Here is a 16,698-nt window from a genome sequence, read left to right as displayed (position 1 = left end):
GGTGTCCGACCGAATCGACGCCGCCGGCGCGGTGCTCTGGCGACCGGATCCCGACGACCGGACCGGCCGGACACTCCAGATCGCGCTGGTCCACCGGCCGCGCTACGACGACTGGAGCCTGCCCAAGGGAAAGCTCGAACCGGGTGAGGGCACCCGGGCGGCGGCGGTGCGCGAAGTGGCCGAGGAGACCGGGTTCCGCGTCGCGCTGGGACGCCACCTCGGCCAGGTCCGCTACCCGGTGACCAGGCCGAGGAGGGCCACCAAGCACGTCGACTACTTCGCCGCCCTGGCGCTGGCGGGCCGGTTCGCGCCCAACGAGGAGGTCGACGCGCTGCGCTGGTACCCGCTGGTGGAGGCGGTCCGGCACCTGTCCTACCCGCACGACGAGCGGATGGTGGCGGCCTTCGCGGACCTGCCGGCCGAGCTGACGGCGCTGCTTCTCGTGCGGCACGCGAAGGCGGGCAGCCGGGCCGGGTGGGACGGGCCGGACTCGCGGCGTCCGCTGTCGGCCACCGGCCGGCGTCAGCTGCCGCCGTTGACCGCCCTGGCCGGCCTGTACGCGCCGGATCGGGTGCACGCCGCCCCGCTCGTGCGCTGCGTGGACACGGTCGCGGGGATCGCCGATCAGGCCGGTGTTTCGGTGCTGACCGAACCTCTGCTGTCCGAAAAGGGATACGCGGGCGCCGAGGAGACGGCGGTGGCCCGGTTCCTGGAGATCGCGGCCGGCGGCGGGTGCCCGGTGGTGTGCAGCCAGGGCGGGGTCATTCCGGACCTGTTGTCCCGAGTGGCCGGTTCGGCGGGATCGGCGCCGGTACCGGAGTTGTTGCCGATGCGCCGGCCGGAGAGCAAGAAGGCCAGCGTGTGGGTCCTGTTCTTCACCGCCGGCGGCGACCCGGCACTGGTCGCGGCGGAGTACGTCCAACAGCCGTGAAGGCCATCCGCCGGGTGGCGGATGGCCTTCACGGGTGGAACTCGCTACGTCACTTCTTGCGCGTGGACGTGGCCTTCTTCGCGGCCGGACGGGCCTTGGCGGTCGCCTTGGTCGCGGTGGCCTTCTTCGCGGCCGGCGCCTTGGCGGCGGTCGCGCGGGAAGCCGTGGCCTTCGCGGCCGTCTTCGGCGCCGCCTTGGCGGCCGTCGTCTTGGCCGTGGTCGCCTTGGCCGTGGTGGCCTTCTTGGCGGTGGTGGCCTTGGTGGCCGTCGACCTCGTGGAGGTCTTGGCCGCGGCGGCGCGCGTGGTCGCCGGCTTGGCAGCGGCGGCCCGCGTACGGGTCGTCGCGGCCGCGCGCGTGGTGGCCGGACGTGCGGCCGCGGTGCGCGTGGTGGCCGGCTTGGCGGCGGCGGCCCGAGTGCGGGTCGTCGCGGCCTTCGGCAGCTTCTTGGCGCCGCTGACGACGTCCTTGAACGTCGTGCCTGCCCGGAAGGCGGGCACGTTGGTCTTCTTCACCTTCACCGTCTCGCCGGTGCGCGGGTTGCGCGCGGTACGAGCGGCACGAGCGCGCTTCTCGAACACCCCGAAGCCGGTGATGTTCACCTTCTCGCCCTTGTTGACCGTGCGAACGATCACGTCGACCAGACCGTCGACGGCGGCGCCGGCAGCCTTCTTGTCGCCGAGGCGATCCGAGAGCGCCTCGATGAGTTGGGCCTTGTTCACCCTTCAGTCCTCCGTTGACCACACTTGCGTTCTCGGCCAAACCGGCCGACTTCTGGCCACCGTATGCCTAACTCGGCACAATTTCCACGCGACTCGCCCATTTTCCCCGCTATGGGGGTCTGATTCCGTTGCGTGGTGGCTAATCGGCAGCCTCAGGACGGAAGTGTAGAGGTGACCGGCTTCCAGCTCGGGCGACCCCCCTCAAAGGTCCCAATGGCTTCCTCGTGCCGCAACGTGAGAGCGATGTCGTCGAGGCCCTCCAGCAGCCGCCAGGCGGTGTAGTCGTCGATCTGGAACGCCGCCGTGAAGTCCTTGGCGCGCACCGTCTTGTCCCGCAGGTCAACGGTCACCTCGGTGCCCGGTTCGGCTTCCAGCAGCTTCCACAGCAGCTCGACGTCGGACTGCGCGCACTCGGCCGCCACCAGGCCCTGCTTGCCGGCGTTGCCCCGGAAGATGTCGGCGAAGCGGGAGGAGATCACCACCCGGAACCCGTAGTCGGCCAGCGCCCAGACGGCGTGCTCCCGGGAGGAGCCGGTGCCGAAGTCCGGCCCGGCGACCAGGACGCTGCCGGCGCGGTAGGGCTCCTGGTTGAGCACGAAGTGCTCGTCGGAGCGCCAGGCGGCGAACAGGCCGTCCTCGAAGCCCGTCCGGCTCACCCGCTTGAGGTACACGGCCGGGATGATCTGGTCGGTGTCCACGTTGGACCTGCGCAGCGGCACACCGACCCCGGTGTGCGTGGTGAACGGCTCCATGGTTGTGCCCCTCTCAGTGCGAAGCGTTGCTGGTCACGGCGTGGCTGGCGACGAGGTCCTCCGGGGAGGACAGGGTGCCGCGTACGGCGGTCGCGGCCGCCACCAGCGGCGAGACCAGGTGGGTCCGGCCGCCCTTGCCCTGCCGGCCCTCGAAGTTGCGGTTCGATGTGGACGCGCTGCGCTCCCCCGGGCTGAGCTGGTCGGGGTTCATGCCAAGGCACATCGAGCACCCGGCGGCCCGCCATTCGGCCCCGGCGCCGAGGAAGATCTCGTGCAGTCCCTCGGCCTCGGCGGTCTGCCTGACCCGCATCGATCCCGGCACGACGAGCATCCGGACCCCGTCGGCGACCCGGTGGCCGCGCAACACCTCCGCGGCGGCCCGCAGGTCCTCGATTCGACCATTTGTGCAGGAGCCAAGGAAAACGGTGTCGACGTGGATCTCGCGCAGCGGGGTGCCCGGGACCAGGTCCATGTAGGCGAGTGCCTTCTCCGCCGAACGGCGCTCGTTCTCGTCCGGGATCGTCTCCGGGTCGGGAACCCGCTCGGACAGGGGCAAACCCTGACCGGGGTTGGTTCCCCAGGTGACGAACGGGGTCAGCTCGGCGGCGTCGATGCGCACCTCGGTGTCGAAGGTCGCACCCTCGTCGGTGCGCAGTTCCCGCCAGGCGGCGACGGCGGCGTCCCAGTCGGCGCCCCGGGGCGCGTGCGGACGGCCCTTCAGGTAGGCGAAGGTGGTGTCGTCCGGGGCGATCATGCCGGCCCGCGCGCCGGCCTCGATGGACATGTTGCACACGGTCATCCGGGCTTCCATCGACAGCTGCTCGATGGCCCGGCCCCGGTACTCCAGGACGTGTCCCTGGCCGCCGTTGGTGCCGATCCGCGCGATGACGGCGAGGATGATGTCCTTGGCCGTGACCCCGGGGCGCAGGTCGCCGTCGACGGTGATCGCCATCGTCCTGAACGGGCGCAACGGCAGGGTCTGGGTGGCGAGCACGTGCTCGACCTCCGAGGTGCCGATCCCGAAGGCGAGCGCGCCGAAGGCGCCGTGGGTGGAGGTGTGCGAGTCGCCGCACACCACCGTCGTTCCCGGCTGGGTCAGGCCCAGCTGCGGGCCGACGACGTGCACGATGCCCTGTTCCACGTCGCCCATGGGGTGCAGGCGGATGCCGAACTCGGCGCAGTTGGCGCGCAGGGTGTCCACCTGGGTCCTGGAGACCGGATCCGCGATGGGCAGGTCGATCCCGACCGTGGGGACGTTGTGGTCCTCGGTCGCGATGGTCAGGTCCGGCCGGCGGACCGGACGTCCTGCCAGGCGAAGCCCGTCGAAGGCCTGCGGGCTGGTCACCTCATGGACGAGGTGGAGGTCGATGTAGAGCAGGTCCGGTTCCGCGCCGCTGCCGGACCGTACGACGTGTTGTTCCCACACCTTCTCGGCGAGAGTTCTGGCCATCTGGATTCACCATCGACTTCCACAAGAGCGGTCCCACTGAGCGGGAGACTGGACTTCCCATATAGCGGGAACATAGTATCGATACGTGGGACAGCATAGCGGCATCGGAGTTCTCGACAAGGCAATGGCCGTTCTGGAGGCCGTGGCCAAGGAGCCATGTGGCCTCGCGGAGCTCTGCACCAGAACGGGACTTCCGCGCGCCACCGCGCACCGGCTGGCGGTCGGGTTGGAGGTGCATCGGTTACTGCGCCGGGGATCCGACGGGCGCTGGCGCCCCGGCGCCGCGCTGGCCGAGTTGGCCGGCGGCGCGGTCGACCCGCTGCTCGACGCGGCGGGTTCGGTCCTGCCCCGGCTGCGCGACCGCACCGGGGAGAGCGTGCAGCTCTACCGTCGCGACGGTGCGCAGCGGATCTGTGTGTCCACCGCCGAGCCGCCATCCGGGTTGCGGGACACGGTTCCCGTCGGCGCCCGGCTGCCGATGACGGCCGGCTCCGGCGCGAAAGTCCTTGCCGCGTGGACCGACCCGGCCACCCAGCGTGCGCTGTTGACCGACGCTGTGTTCGGGGAACGCGCGTTGTTGGAGGTCCGTCGGCGCGGCTGGGCACAAAGCGTGGGCGAGCGGGAACCAGGCGTGGCAAGCGTGTCCGCGCCGGTGCGTGATGCGAATGGGGCTGTTGTGGCGGCTGTTTCGGTTTCCGGGCCGATCGACCGCATGGGCCGCCGCCCCGGCGCGCGCTGGGCGGCCGACCTGCTCGCCGCCGCGGACGCGTTGCAGGCACGCCTGTAGAGCAACGGATCTGTCGGCAAGCGCACACCCCGCTCGCGGCACGGTCGCGTGTTCTTGCGCACAATGGGTCCATGACCAACCCACAGGACCCGAACGCACCGAACCCGGAGCACACGGAGAATTCCGCGAATTCCGCGAACCCCGCGACCCCGGAGAACGCGCCCATCGACGCCGAGATCGTCGAGGACCCGGCGCCGGTCCAGGTGCCGCCGGGCGACTACACCGAGGGCGGCGTGCCGAACTTCGACTACGTCCGGGACCAGATCGAGAACCGCTTCGCCACGTCCGCCGGCAGCGGTGAACTGGCCGCGCAGACACCGCAGGGACGGTCGGTGGACGAGCAGTTCGCCGCGCGGGAGAAGGCCGGCCGCGACCGGCTGGAGGAGATCCGCCGCGCCATGCGGGAAAGCTGAGCCGCCCGCGAGAAGGTCCGGTCGGGACGCTCAGAGGCCGGCGATGCCCTTGACGACGAACACCACGCCGAACACCACCAGCACCCCGAACACCACCTTCTTCTCGTGGCGGCCGAACCAGGTCTTGACCCGTGCCAGACCCCGGCTGGCGCCGCGCGGCCACAGCACGTACCACAGGACCGGCACCAGCAGTCCCGCCTCAGCCCCCAACAACAGCAGCAGCGCGCCGGCGATGGTCGCGCCCACGTCGGCGCCGGAGGCGGTGATCGTGGCGAGTCCGCCGAGGTAGAGCGGCACGTTCCAGTTGACCACCGCGACCACCAGGCCGAGCGTGAACGCCTTGCGCGGTGAGGTGTGCTCCGCCCTGGACAACAACCCGGTGTTCGACTGGGGACTGCGCCCCGACTTGATACCGAGCGCGAGCAGGAGCAGACCGACCGCGATCGTGATCACCGCCTTGGCGGTCTGGCTGATCAGCGGCTCGCTCGCGGCTCCCACGACGACCAGCACGATCACCGACAGCGCGGCGTAGACCGCGCCGAAACCACCGGCGAAGGCCAGCGCGTTGCCCACCGGGCGGTCCGAGGTGAGGAACATGATGGTGACCGCGATCGTGGCCGGGCTGACCGCGAGCCCGATGGCGAACGGAGTCAGTTCCAGCAGCAGCGTCCCCATCGGTCACTCCTGTGGCAGCGGCGGCGTCATGGCGTGAGCGTGCCGCCGCGCGCCGCACTGGCCCTCCTCCCGCGCGGGTGAGAAACCCGCCACCAGGCCCGGCGGGCCGCTTCACCCGCTCGGGATGAGGTAGGCGACCCCCGGACGGGTGATGCTCGTGCGGAGACCGAGGTCCCCGAAGGAAGGACGGATCGCCATGTCCAACACCGGAGCGGGTGCCATGCGGATGCCTGGCACCGGCGCGCACGCCTATCCCGAGACCAGAGCCACCGCCGACACCGGCGTGACCCGGCGGTCGGGGTGGCTCGGCTGGATCGTGTTCGCCGGCATCATGATGATGGTGCTGGGTGCGTTCCAGGCCATCGAGGGCCTGGTGGCCCTGTTCAACTCCGGCTTCTACGTCGTGGAGGAGTCCGGCCTGATCGTCAACGTCAACTACACGGCGTGGGGCTGGGTCCACCTCGGTATCGGTGTGCTCGCGGTGCTGATCGGTGCCGGCGTGATGACCGGCAACACCGCCGCCAGGATCGGCGGTATCGCCCTGGCGTCCATCAGCGCCATCGTCAACCTGGCGTTCATCTCCGCCTACCCGGTGTGGGCGGTCGTGGTCATCGCCATCGACGTGATCGTCATCTACGCCCTTGCCGTGCACGGGCGCGAGATGCGCATGGAGGACTAGCCGCTACGACGAGATCATCTCGCGCAGCGCGGTCTCCTGGTCGGTGGACAGGTTCGACTGGATCAGCTCCGGCCGCAGACCGAGATCGTTGATCGCGGCCCGGATCTTGTCGGGCACCGCGTCGCTGGACATCAGGAACAGCGCCGAGGTCCCGGGAGTGATCCGCTCACGCACCGACTTGATGAAGTCGTCGTCGATGCCGACGTCGGTGAGGCGGCCGGCCAACGCGCCGGTCGCCGCGCCGATGGCGGCACCGAGCAGCGGCACGAAGAAGATGAGGCCGAACAGCATGCCCCAGAGCATCCCGCCCATGGCGCCGGTTCCGGTCAGGTTCCGCAGCTGACGGGTCTTCGGCTTCTTCGCGTCGGTCGGCCAGGACACCGTCGCCGCGTCGTGCACGGTGATCAGTTCCTGCTTGGCCAGGTTCTCCAGGGTGGCGACGGTGGTGTCCGCCGCGGCCGGGTCGTCGAACTTCCAGACTGTGAGCGTCGTCATCTGTTCCTCCTGTGTCGACCGTTCGCCCCGCAGCCTTCCCGCGCGGCGGGCGGGTGCCCTCACCCGCGACGGGCGATCTCTCGTGAAGATCCGGAGCCATCATGGGCAGTGCGATCGGACAGGTTCTCCCGCTGGCGGTGGGGGTCGCGCTGAGCCCGCTGCCGATCATCGCCGTGGTGCTGATGCTGACCACGCCCCGGGCGCGGACCAACGGCCCGGCGTTCGTGCTCGGCTGGCTGGCCGGGCTCGGGGTCGTCGGCGCGGTCGTGCTGCTGGTCGCCGGGCCGCACGCCAGTTCCGGCGGCTCCCCGGCGACCTGGGTCAGCTGGCTCAAACTGGTGCTGGGCCTGGGGGTGCTGGTGGTGGCCGTGCGCAACGTCGGGAAGCGCCCGCACGGCGACGAACAACCGGAGATGCCGAAGTGGATGGGGGCCATCGACCGCTTCGGGCCGGGCAGGGCGATCGGCACGGCCGCCGTCCTGGCCGGGGTGAACCCGAAGAACCTGCTGCTGGCCGTGGCGGCGGCCGCCGCCATCGCCCAGACCGGGATCCCCGGCGGACAGCAGGTGGTGGCCTACCTGGTGTTCGCGGTCATCGGCACGCTCGGGGTGGGACTGCCGGTGGTGGTGTACCTCACGATGGGCGAGCGGGCGCCGGTGCTGCTGGGCCACCTGAAGACCTGGCTGGGACGCAACAACGCGGTGATCCTGGCGGTGCTGTGCGCGGTCATCGGCGTGAAGCTCGTCGGCGACGCGATCAGCGGGTTCGCCGGCTGAGTCACGTCGCCGTCAGGTCGCCGGGCCGGCGGCGTCGATCGCCTCCCGGGTGGACCCGTGGACGTGGTCGGCGCCGACCACGTCCATGACCCCGGCGCGGGACAACATCTCCCGCACACCGTGGTGCACGCGGGCCAGGCGCAGCGCCACGTGCCGGCGGCCGAGATCGGCGCGCAGCTCACGGATCATGTCGGCGGCCGGCACGTCGAGGTCGGTGGTCGCCTCCAGGTCGAGCACCACGGCGTGCTGGTCACCCAGCCGGCCGACCACCCAGTCCCGCAGGGAGACCGCGTTGGCGAAGAACACCGGCGCGTTGGGCCGCACCACCAGCACCCCGGAGAAGGCGTGGGCGTCGGGGTTCTGCCCGACGTCGACGAGGTCCGGCCCGCCCTTCTCCCGGCCCAGCGCGGCGGGGCGGGCGTTGGCCGCCCGGTAGATCACCACGAACGCCGAGCAGACCACGGCGATCGCCAGGCCCGGCAGCACGTCGAAGACCAGCACCCCGAGCAGCGCGACCACGCCGAGCAGGAAGTCGGCGCGCCGCACGCGCCACAGCCGGGCCAGCTCGCGCGCCTTGATCATCCTGGCCACGGCCATCACCACGATGCCGCCCAACGTCGCCTCGGGCAGCGGGGTGAACAGTCCGGTGAGGAACAACGCCACCAACGCGGTCAGCACCGCCGCGACGATCAGCGACACCGGGGTCCGCGCGCCGGCCGCGTCGTTGGCCGCCGAGTTCGACAGGCTCGACCCGGTCGGCAGGCCCTGGAACAGGCCGGCGCCGATGTTGGCCGCTCCCAACGCCCGCAGCTCCGCGTCCGCGTCGACCTCGTAGCCGTGCTTGTTCGCCAGGCTGCGGGCCACCCCGATCGCCTCGGCGAAGGTGACCAGCGCCAGCCCGACCGCACCGGCGGCCAGGCCCGCGAGGTCGCCGAAGGACACGTCCGGCAGGGCCGGCGGCGCCAGGCCGCTGGGCAGGTCACCGACCACGTCGACGTCGTTGTCGGACAACGTGAACACCGCCGAGACCCCGATCCCGGTCACCAGTGCCGCCAGCGAGGCCGGCACCTTCGGCCAGAACCGGCCGATCACCACGATCACCGCGATGGCGAACAGCCCGACCAGCAGGGTGAGCGGCCGGATCTGGCCGAGCTGGCGCAGGATCGTCCACACCCGGTCGAAGAACCCGTCGCCGCCGCCGTCGATCCCCAGGATCTTGGGCACCTGCTTGACGGCGATCACCAGCGCCAGCCCGGTGACGAACCCGGTGAGCACCGACTCGGAGAAGAACTGCGAGAACCGGCCCAGCCGCAGGATTCCCGCCGCCAGCGCGACCAGGCCGGTGAGGATCGCCAACGCGGCGGTCAGCGCGGCGAACTCGGCACCGCCCTGCGCGGCCAGCGCACCGACCGTCGCCGCCGAGAGCACCGCCACCGTGCCCGACAACGACACCACGAGCTGGCGGGAGGTGCCCAGCAGCGCGTAGAGCAGCAACGCGATCGGCGCGGCGTAGAACGCGGTCTGCGGCGGCATCCCGGCGACCTGGGCGTAGGCCATGCCCTCCGGCACGACCAGCGCGACGACGGTCAGCCCGGCGAGCACGTCCACCGACCACGGGCCGCGATAGCCGCGCAGCCACCCCGCCGCGGGCAACCAGTCCCGCGACCTCCCGCCACCACCGGTCATCGGCCCAGGGTGGTCCACCGGGGAGGCGAGCGTCCTCACCCAGGCCGGATGAGGACCGCTCCCCCGGCGCCGTGGCACCGTTGGCCGGCGCAACGGGAGGAGACACCATGGTCAGGGCAGTGTTCAGGACAGTCCCGTGCTAGCCGTCGTCGTGCTGGTGCTGGCCGTGGCGATGATCGGTCCCCTGCTGCTGGAACGTCTCGAACGCCGGGTGGCGCCCGGCCCGCACGGCACACCGCCGAGCCGGGACGTGTCCGGCTGACCACTCCCGGGGCCGGCCTGCTCAACGGGTACCGGCGGGCGTGGCTGCGTCGTGACGTGCTCGCCGGGCTGGCGACCGCGGCCGTGGTGCTCCCGCAGGCGATGGCCTACGCGGCGATCGCCGGACTGCCCGTGCAGGCCGGGCTGTACTGCGCGCTCGTGCCGATGACGGTCTACGCGCTGGCCGGCACGTCCCGGCCGCTGTCGGTGAGCACGACCTCCACCAACTCCGTGCTGACCGCCACCGCCGTGGCGTCGGTGTCCGGGCGGGCCGACGCGTCGACCGCCGCGCTCACCCTCGCCGTGCTGACCGGCGCGGTGCTGCTGGCCGCCGGGGCGCTGCGGATGGGGTTCCTCGCGGACTTCGTTCCCCGGTCGGTGATCGTCGGGTTCCGGACCGGGCTCGCGCTGGTGATCGCCGCCAGCCAGCTGGGCGCGGTACTGGGCGTCCCGGTGTCCGGCAACGGTTTCCTCGACCAGGTCGGCGACGCGCTCGGCCAGCTGGGGCGGATCGACTGGCTGGTCCTCGCGACGGCCGCCGGCACGGTCGCGCTGCTGCTGGTGCTGCGGCTGCGACCGCGCTGGCCGGGGCCGCTGATCGTGGTGGCCGTGGCGATCGCGGTCAGCGCGGCGTTCGGTCTGGAGGGGCGCGGGGTACCGGTCATCGGCTCGGTGCCCGGCGGGCTGCCGCTGCCCCGGCTGCCCGACCTGGGTCTCACCCTCGCGCTGTTGCCGGGCGCGGTGGGCATCGCGCTGATCGTGTTCCTGGAGTCGATGACCGCCGCGCGGGTGTTCCGCGAACGCGCCGACCCGCCGCTGCGCCCGGACCGGGAGCTGGTGGTGCTGGGCGCCGCGAACGTCGCGAGTGGACTGTTCGGTGGGTACGCGGCCGCCGGCGGGATGTCCCAGACGGCGGTGAACCAGGCGGCCGGCGCGCGCTCCCAGGGCGCCTCGCTGGTGACCGCGCTGTGCGCGGGCGCCGCGCTGCTGGCGCTGTCCCCCCTGCTGGCGCCGCTGCCCCGGGCGTCGCTGGCCGGGCTGGTGCTGGTGATCGCCGCCGGGCTGGTCGACCCGCACACCTTCGTCTGGATCGCGCGGCGGCGGCACCCGGAGCTGGTGGTGGCGCTGGCCGCGCTGGCCGGGGCGCTGCTGCTGGGGCCGCTGGCCGGGCTGCTGGTGTCGGTGGGGCTGGCCCTGTTCGTGGTGCTGTACCAGGCCAACCACCCGCCGGTGTACGTCACCGCCGAGGAGGACGGGCTGCTGGTCGTGCGGGTGGAGGCCCAGTTGTACTTCGCCAACGCGCACCGGGTCGCCGACCGGGTCGACGCGCTCGTCACGCCCGGCACCCGGGTGCTGCTGCTCGACCTCGGCGCCGTCCCGGACGTCGACCTCACCGCCTCCGGCGTGCTCGGCGAACTGCACGACGAGCTGGCCCGGCGGGGGGTCGCGCTGTGGTTCGCCGCGCTCAACCGCCGGCCCCGGCGCACGCTGCGCGGGACCAGCGACCATGACCGGCTCACCGGCGAGCACCGGCTGTTCGCCAGCGTCGCCGACGCCCTCGCCCAGCACCGCTCACGACCCATCACCTGAATGTGGTGAGGTCAGCGTTTGCGCTGGCCAGAGGCTCGCGGCGGTGCGACCGTAGGTATCGGGGGTGGACGATCCGATGCCCGAACCAGCGACCGGCGACCGGAGACGGCGGGTGCCGAGAACCAAGCTCGCCGTGCCGGCGCTGCCACCCCAGCTGGTCTCCCGGCCCCGGCTGCTCGCGCTGCTGGACGGCGCTGTTCGTGCGATGGTCACTCTGGTGAGCGCCTCGGCGGGAACGGGGAAGACGCTGCTGCTCGCGGAGTGGGTGCGTGGCCGAGGCACGCACGACACAGCCTGGGTCTCACTCGATTCGGATGACAACGAGGACGACCGGTTCTGGTCGGCGCTGCTGGAAGCCATGGCCGGCTGTGAGACGGTGCCGCCCACCAGCCCGCTGCGCGCGCTGACGCTGCCACCCGACCCCAGCTCCGACCCCCGGTTCCTGGCCGAGCTGGTCAACGCGCTCGACGAGCTGGACGAGCCGGTGCTGCTGGTCCTCGACGACGTCCACGAGCTGACCGACCCGCGCCCACTGCACGGTCTGGAGACCCTGCTGCGCCACCACCCGGCCGGGCTGCGGCTGGTGCTGGCCGCCCGGCACGACCCGCTGCTGCCGCTGGGCCGGCTGCGGCTGACCGACCAGCTCACCGAGGTCCGCGCCGCCGACCTGCGGTTCTCCGCCGGTGAGGCCGGCGCGCTGCTCGACGCGGCCGGCATCGACCTGGACACCGCGCAGCTCGGTGACCTCCTCGACCAGACCGAGGGCTGGGCGGCCGGGCTGCGGCTGGCGGCGCTGTCGCTGGCCGAGGGTGAGCACCAGCGGGTGCTCGACGACCTGGCCGCCAACGACCGGGTCGTCGGCGGCTACCTGGTCGACGAGGTGCTCTCCGGGCTGCCACCCGAACTGGGTGAGTTCCTCGCCGCCATCAGCGTCTGCGAGCAGGTGTCCGCGCCGCTGGCCGCCGAGCTGTCCGGCCGGGCCGACGCCGGTGCGCTGCTCGACTCGCTCACCCGGCTGACCTCGCTGGTCACCCCGGTCGACACCACCAGGACCTGGTACCACGTGCACGCGCTGCTGCGCTCGCACCTGCTGGCCGACCTCACCCGGCAGACCCCGGGCCGGGCGGCGCGGCTGCACGCCGGCGCCGCCGGCTGGTTCGCCGCCGACGGGCAGCCGGCGCGGGCCCTGGCACACGCCATCGAGGCCGGCGACGCCGCGACGGCCGGCGACCTGGCCACCCGGTTCGCCACCGCCCTGGTGCTCGACGGCGACCACGACCTGGTCCGCCGGCTGCTGGAGGTCGCCGGCCAGGACCTCGTCGCCCGGGACAGCCGGCTGGCGCTGGTCGCCGCGCTGCTGCGGCTCGAACACGCCGACCCGGCCGGGGCCGAGCGGGACCTGGCCACCGCCGACGCCGCCTGGCCGGCCGACGCCTCCGCCGAACTGACCACGCTGCGCCGCCTGGTGCTCGCCCGCCGCGCCCAGCTCGGCGGGGACGTCGACGAGCAGCTGCTGGCCACCGACCAGTTCGACCACGGGCACGAGGACGACCCGCTGCTCGACGCGCTGACCAGGCTCTGCCGGGGCACGGCGCTGCTGGCCGCCGGGCGGGCGCCGGCCGCGCGTGAGCACCTGGACGCGGCCACCGCGTTGGCCCGCGAACACGGCCACGAGTACCTGACGGCCCAGTGCCTCACCGCGCTGGCCGCGCTGGCCGCCGCCAGCGGCGACCACGGCCGGGTGCCGGCGCTGGCCGGGGAGGCCGACCGGCTCGGCTCCCGGCACGGCTGGCGGCACACCGTCACCGCCGCCACGGCCGACGCGTTGCGCGGCTACGGCGCGCTGCTGGCGGCCGACCCGGCGGCGGGCCTGGAGCACGCCACCCGGGCCGCCACGGTGACCGACGAGCTGGCCGACGACCCGGCGGGGCGCGGGCCCCGGCTGCTGGTGGAGACCGTGCGCGGCGCGGCGGAGTTCGAGCTGGGCGAGTGGACGACCGGCGCGCGGCGCCTCCAGCGTGCCCCGCTGATCGCCGGGACGGCCCGGCTGCCCGACGACCAGGTCGCGCTGACCGCCGTGCTCGGGCACCGGGCGGCGCTGCTGCTGGGCTGGGGCCAGGCCGCCGGCCAGCTGCTGGACTGGGCGCAGGCGGCGATCCCGGACGCCGGGGAGATCGAGCTGATGCGGGCGCGGGCGCAGCTGGCGCTGGGCCGCCACCACGCCGTGGACCGGATCATCGCGCCGCTGCTGGAGGGCACCGCGCGGATCGTCGTCGGCTGGACGGTGATCGACGCGTGGCTGCTGAGCTGTGAGGCCGCGTTGGGCGCGGGTGAACGGGAGCCGGCGCTGCGCGCGCTGCGCCGGGCGCTGGGCGGCGCCGAGCGCCTGGACGTGCTGCACCCGGTGGTGTTCGCCAGGGCGGACGTGGTGGAGCTGCTGACCGCCGGTCTCGGGTCGTTCGGCGCGCTGGACCCGTTCGCCCAGCGGGCGTTCGCCACGTTGCGCGGGCTGGACCTGCCGCCGCTGCCGGTGCCGCTGACCCCGCGCGAGCGCGGCATCCTGCGCATGCTGCCCACCGCCCGCTCGCTCGACGAGATCGCCAAGGACCTCACGGTCTCCCCCAACACCGTGAAGACCCACGTGCGCGCCATCTACGCCAAGCTCGGCGTGACCCGGCGCCGCGACGCCGTCGAGGTCGCCTCGGAGCGCGGGTTGCTCGCCGAGGCGGCCGCGGCGGGCAACCCGGCCACCGTCGACACCGGGAAGTGGTGAGTGCGATGACCAGGTCCTCCTCGCGCCGCTGGCCGATCCCGCGCGCCAAGACCGCCATCCCCCAGCTGCCGGCGACGTTCGTGCCGCGCGAACGGGTGCGCCGGCGGTTGGCCGACCTGGCCGCCGGGTACCCGGTGACGCTGGTGTGCGCGCCGGCCGGCTACGGCAAGACGCTGCTGCTGGCCGACTGGGTCGCCGCCACCGGGACGGCCGACAAGATCTGGGTGTCGCTGGACGCCGACGACAACACCACCGACCGTTTCTGGACGGCCGTGGTCAGCGCCGTGCACGCCCGGGGCGGCACCCCCGGCCCGGCCGCCCCCGGCCGCGCGGACACCCCGGCGTTCCTCGCCGAGGTCGTCGACGCGCTCGCCGGTCTTCCCGACCCCGCCTACCTGGTGCTCGACGACGTGCACGAGATCAGCGGCGAGCAGACCCTGCACGGCATCGCCACGCTCATCCAGCACCAGCCGGACAACCTGCGGATCGTGCTGTCCACCCGGGCCGATCCGCCGCTGCCGCTGGCCCGCCTGCGGTTGCAGTCCCGGCTGGCCGAGCTGCGGATGGACGAGCTGCGGGTGTCCCATGAGGACACCGCCGAGCTGATGCGGCTGGCCGGGGTGCCGCTGACCGACGACCAGGTCCGCCGCCTGGTCGAGCAGACCGCCGGCTGGGCCGCCGGGCTGCGGCTGGCGGCGCGTTCGCTGCTCGAGGTCGCCGACCACGACGCGTTCCTCGAACAGTTCGCCAGCAACGACCGCGCGGTGGCCGACTTCCTGGTCAGCGAGGTGCTCACCCGGCTGCCCGCGCCCACCAGGGACCTGCTCCAGGTGGTGAGCGTGTGCGAGGAGGTGACCCCGGTCCTGGCCGGTGTGCTGTCCGGACGCGACGACGCCGGCGCGGTGCTCGCCGCGCTGGAGCGGGAGAGCTCGCTGATGATGGGGATCGGCGCGGACCGGCAGTGGTTCCGGATGCACCCGCTGCTGCGGTCCTACCTGCGCGCCGACCTGTCCCGCCAGCGGCCCGAACTGGCCGCCGAGCTGCACGCCCGCGCGGCGGCCTGGTTCGCCGCCGCGACCCAGCCCGGCAAGGCGTTCGACCACGCCGCGCGCACCGGGGAGCCGGCCACCTCGGTCGCGTTGTTGCGCCAGTACGCGTTGCCGCTGCTGATGTCCGGCGACCGGCACATCGTGCGTCGCGCGCTGACCACCGCCGGCGCCGAGGTCGACCGCGACCCGTGGCTGACGCTGGTCGGGGTGCTCACCCACCTGCGTGGCCACGACGTCGCCGGTGCCCGCGCCGGCCTGCGCCGCTGCGCCGAGCTGTGGCCGGCCGACCCCGGCGAGGACCTGCTGGTCCCGCACCGCCTGGCGACCGCCACCTTCCAGCTGACCACCGGCACGGCGACCACCACGGCGACCACCACGGCGACCGGTACGGCCGACTGGCAGCGGCTGGCCTCGGAGCTGGCCGGGACCGACCTGGAGGCGTGGGCGCGGCTGGGGCTGGGCTGGACGCTGCTGGGCGGCGGGCCGTCGCCGATGGCGCGCGGTGAGCTGGAGCTGGCGGTGAAACTGGCCCGCGACCACGGCTTCGACTACGTCACCGTCCAGGCCCTGACCGCGCTCGGTGTGCTCCGCGCGTTGGAGGGCGAGTACGAGGCGATGGAGTCCGCCTGTGTGGAGTCGCTGGCCATCGCCCAGGTCCACGGCTGGCGGACCGACCCCGCGCTGGCCATCGACCACGCGCTGGGCGGCCTGGCTCGGCTGATGCGCCTGGACCCGGCCGGTGCCCTGGACCGCACCCGGCTCGCGGCGGCCGCCGTCCCCGAGCCGGCCCCGCCGCGCCTTCGCTACCTGATCGACGCGATCGCCGGGGCGGCGACGTTCGACACCGGCCGCCGGGCCGACGGGCTGGCCCTGCTGCGCGAAGCCCGCCGTGCGGCCGGCACCGGCCTGCCGGCGCAGATGCTGGTCGGCGGCGCGCTCCTCGAGTACCGCGCGGCGCTGGTACTGGGCCGGGACCTGCTGGCCAAGGACGTGGCGACCTGGACGCGGGCCAACGCCGGTCCGGTCGCCGAGGTGTCGCTGATGCGCGCCTGGAACGCCTTCGCCCAGGACGCGCCCGCCGAGGCGGAGGTGGCGGTGCGCGAGGTGCTCGACGGGACGGCGCCGGTCGTGCGGGCCGCGACCCTGCTGGAGGCCCGGCTGCTGGAGACCGCGCTGGAGATCCGCCGGGGCCACCGCACCCGGGCCCGCGCCGCGCTGACCGCGGCGCTGACGCTGGCCGAGCCGGCGACCCTGGTCCGGCCCTTCCACCAGGCCGACCCGTCGGTGCGTCAGCTGCTGCGCGAGCAGATCGGCGGGTTCGGCCGCTGCGACGAGTTCGCCGGGCGGCTCTCCCGCCAACTGTCCGCGCTGGACGGTCGGCCCGACGGCGTGCTGACCGAACGGGAACGGGCGGTGCTGGCCCGGCTGTGCACCCCGCAGTCGCTCGACGAGGTGGCCAGCGAGCTGACGGTGTCGGTGAACACCGTGAAGACCCACGTCCGCGCCATCTACGCCAAGCTCGGGGTGAACAACCGCCGGGCCGCGGTGGTCACCGGGCGCCGGCTGGGCCTCACCTGAGCGCCGGGCCGCCCGGCCACCACCCACCTGTCGCGGGTGATGCGCGCGGGTCGTCGCGAACCCACGCTGTCGGGCGTGCGTC

15 protein-coding genes are annotated in these 16,698 nt (G+C 73.4%); 9 read left to right on the top strand and 6 right to left on the bottom strand.

The features are described from left to right. Position 1 precedes the first annotated feature (1 nt). A complete protein-coding gene (locus BLA60_RS23485; protein ID WP_075135125.1) occupies positions 2-931 on the top strand; it encodes an NUDIX hydrolase in 930 nt (309 codons plus the stop codon). Positions 932-980: 49 nt separating this feature from the next. Here the strand turns inward: BLA60_RS23485 and BLA60_RS23480 are convergent, their stop codons facing one another. The 3 genes from BLA60_RS23480 to leuC all read right to left on the bottom strand — a co-directional run bounded on the left by BLA60_RS23480 (position 981) and on the right by leuC (position 3,854). After that, the gene (locus BLA60_RS23480; RefSeq protein WP_075135124.1) at positions 981-1,652 is read right to left on the bottom strand and encodes an HU family DNA-binding protein; all 672 of its coding nucleotides are present in this window, start codon (positions 1,650-1,652) and stop codon (positions 981-983) included. Between the two features lie 152 nt (positions 1,653-1,804). Beyond that, positions 1,805-2,404, bottom strand: a complete 600-nt coding sequence (leuD, locus tag BLA60_RS23475; RefSeq protein WP_075135123.1) for a 3-isopropylmalate dehydratase small subunit — start codon at positions 2,402-2,404, stop codon at positions 1,805-1,807. A gap of 13 nt (positions 2,405-2,417) precedes the next feature. Further along, the gene (leuC, locus tag BLA60_RS23470) at positions 2,418-3,854 is read right to left on the bottom strand and encodes a 3-isopropylmalate dehydratase large subunit (RefSeq protein WP_075135122.1); all 1,437 of its coding nucleotides are present in this window, start codon (positions 3,852-3,854) and stop codon (positions 2,418-2,420) included. Between the two features lie 85 nt (positions 3,855-3,939). Here leuC and BLA60_RS23465 point away from each other — a divergent pair, with 85 nt between their 5' ends. Further along, positions 3,940-4,641: an IclR family transcriptional regulator gene (locus tag BLA60_RS23465; protein ID WP_211288825.1), complete on the top strand. Its 702-nt coding sequence runs from the start codon at positions 3,940-3,942 to the stop codon at positions 4,639-4,641. A 71-nt stretch (positions 4,642-4,712) separates the two neighbouring features. Beyond that, positions 4,713-5,054 (top strand): hypothetical protein, encoded by a 342-nt coding sequence (locus BLA60_RS23460; RefSeq protein ID WP_075135120.1) that lies wholly within the window; start codon positions 4,713-4,715, stop codon positions 5,052-5,054. A gap of 30 nt (positions 5,055-5,084) precedes the next feature. On the opposite strand, the gene BLA60_RS23455 is transcribed toward BLA60_RS23460, so the two are convergent. After that, positions 5,085-5,729 carry a GAP family protein gene (locus BLA60_RS23455; protein ID WP_075135119.1) on the bottom strand — a complete coding sequence of 215 codons (645 nt, stop codon included), beginning with the start codon at positions 5,727-5,729 and terminating at the stop codon, positions 5,085-5,087. A gap of 196 nt (positions 5,730-5,925) precedes the next feature. Here BLA60_RS23455 and BLA60_RS23450 point away from each other — a divergent pair, with 196 nt between their 5' ends. Beyond that, entirely contained in the window at positions 5,926-6,408 is a 483-nt protein-coding gene (locus tag BLA60_RS23450) for a DUF7144 family membrane protein (RefSeq protein ID WP_245812106.1), read from the top strand. 3 nt (positions 6,409-6,411) lie between these two features. Here BLA60_RS23450 and BLA60_RS23445 read toward each other — a convergent pair whose 3' ends face one another. Further along, on the bottom strand, positions 6,412-6,903 hold the full coding sequence (locus BLA60_RS23445; RefSeq protein ID WP_075135118.1) for a DUF1269 domain-containing protein: 492 nt from the start codon (positions 6,901-6,903) through the stop codon (positions 6,412-6,414). A gap of 101 nt (positions 6,904-7,004) precedes the next feature. Between BLA60_RS23445 and BLA60_RS23440 the strand changes: the two genes are divergently transcribed. Next, entirely contained in the window at positions 7,005-7,679 is a 675-nt protein-coding gene (locus BLA60_RS23440) for a GAP family protein (RefSeq protein ID WP_075135117.1), read from the top strand. A gap of 12 nt (positions 7,680-7,691) precedes the next feature. On the opposite strand, the gene BLA60_RS23435 is transcribed toward BLA60_RS23440, so the two are convergent. Then, positions 7,692-9,365 carry a SulP family inorganic anion transporter gene (locus BLA60_RS23435; RefSeq protein ID WP_075135116.1) on the bottom strand — a complete coding sequence of 558 codons (1,674 nt, stop codon included), beginning with the start codon at positions 9,363-9,365 and terminating at the stop codon, positions 7,692-7,694. Positions 9,366-9,501: 136 nt separating this feature from the next. Here BLA60_RS23435 and BLA60_RS46275 point away from each other — a divergent pair, with 136 nt between their 5' ends. The 4 genes from BLA60_RS46275 to BLA60_RS23420 all read left to right on the top strand — a co-directional run bounded on the left by BLA60_RS46275 (position 9,502) and on the right by BLA60_RS23420 (position 16,616). Then, positions 9,502-9,627: a hypothetical protein gene (locus tag BLA60_RS46275; protein ID WP_281257474.1), complete on the top strand. Its 126-nt coding sequence runs from the start codon at positions 9,502-9,504 to the stop codon at positions 9,625-9,627. A gap of 56 nt (positions 9,628-9,683) precedes the next feature. Next, a complete protein-coding gene (locus tag BLA60_RS23430) occupies positions 9,684-11,216 on the top strand; it encodes a SulP family inorganic anion transporter (RefSeq protein ID WP_162293001.1) in 1,533 nt (510 codons plus the stop codon). A gap of 76 nt (positions 11,217-11,292) precedes the next feature. Continuing rightward, positions 11,293-13,989: a helix-turn-helix transcriptional regulator gene (locus tag BLA60_RS23425; RefSeq protein WP_075135115.1), complete on the top strand. Its 2,697-nt coding sequence runs from the start codon at positions 11,293-11,295 to the stop codon at positions 13,987-13,989. 5 nt (positions 13,990-13,994) lie between these two features. Further along, positions 13,995-16,616, top strand: a complete 2,622-nt coding sequence (locus tag BLA60_RS23420; RefSeq protein WP_075135114.1) for a winged helix-turn-helix domain-containing protein — start codon at positions 13,995-13,997, stop codon at positions 16,614-16,616. The last annotated feature ends 82 nt before the right edge of the window (positions 16,617-16,698 follow it).

Source organism: Actinophytocola xinjiangensis (assembly GCF_001921215.1).
GTDB lineage: Bacteria > Actinomycetota > Actinomycetes > Mycobacteriales > Pseudonocardiaceae > Actinophytocola > Actinophytocola xinjiangensis.
The sequence above is the reverse complement of the archived record's forward strand: the minus strand, read 5'-3'. Positions and strand labels throughout refer to the sequence as shown.

What these genes read in the sequence shown, in the direction of transcription:
- leuD (WP_075135123.1), bottom strand. Translation starts at nt 2,404, where the DNA reads ATGGAGCCGTTCACCACGCACACCGGGGTCGGTGTGCCGCTGCGCAGG.
- leuC (WP_075135122.1), bottom strand. Translation starts at nt 3,854, where the DNA reads ATGGCCAGAACTCTCGCCGAGAAGGTGTGGGAACAACACGTCGTACGG.
- BLA60_RS23460 (WP_075135120.1), top strand. Translation starts at nt 4,713, where the DNA reads ATGACCAACCCACAGGACCCGAACGCACCGAACCCGGAGCACACGGAG.
- BLA60_RS23455 (WP_075135119.1), bottom strand. Translation starts at nt 5,729, where the DNA reads ATGGGGACGCTGCTGCTGGAACTGACTCCGTTCGCCATCGGGCTCGCG.
- BLA60_RS23450 (WP_245812106.1), top strand. Translation starts at nt 5,926, where the DNA reads ATGTCCAACACCGGAGCGGGTGCCATGCGGATGCCTGGCACCGGCGCG.
- BLA60_RS23445 (WP_075135118.1), bottom strand. Translation starts at nt 6,903, where the DNA reads ATGACGACGCTCACAGTCTGGAAGTTCGACGACCCGGCCGCGGCGGAC.
- BLA60_RS23440 (WP_075135117.1), top strand. Translation starts at nt 7,005, where the DNA reads ATGGGCAGTGCGATCGGACAGGTTCTCCCGCTGGCGGTGGGGGTCGCG.
- BLA60_RS23435 (WP_075135116.1), bottom strand. Translation starts at nt 9,365, where the DNA reads ATGACCGGTGGTGGCGGGAGGTCGCGGGACTGGTTGCCCGCGGCGGGG.
- BLA60_RS23425 (WP_075135115.1), top strand. Translation starts at nt 11,293, where the DNA reads ATGCCCGAACCAGCGACCGGCGACCGGAGACGGCGGGTGCCGAGAACC.
- BLA60_RS23420 (WP_075135114.1), top strand. Translation starts at nt 13,995, where the DNA reads ATGACCAGGTCCTCCTCGCGCCGCTGGCCGATCCCGCGCGCCAAGACC.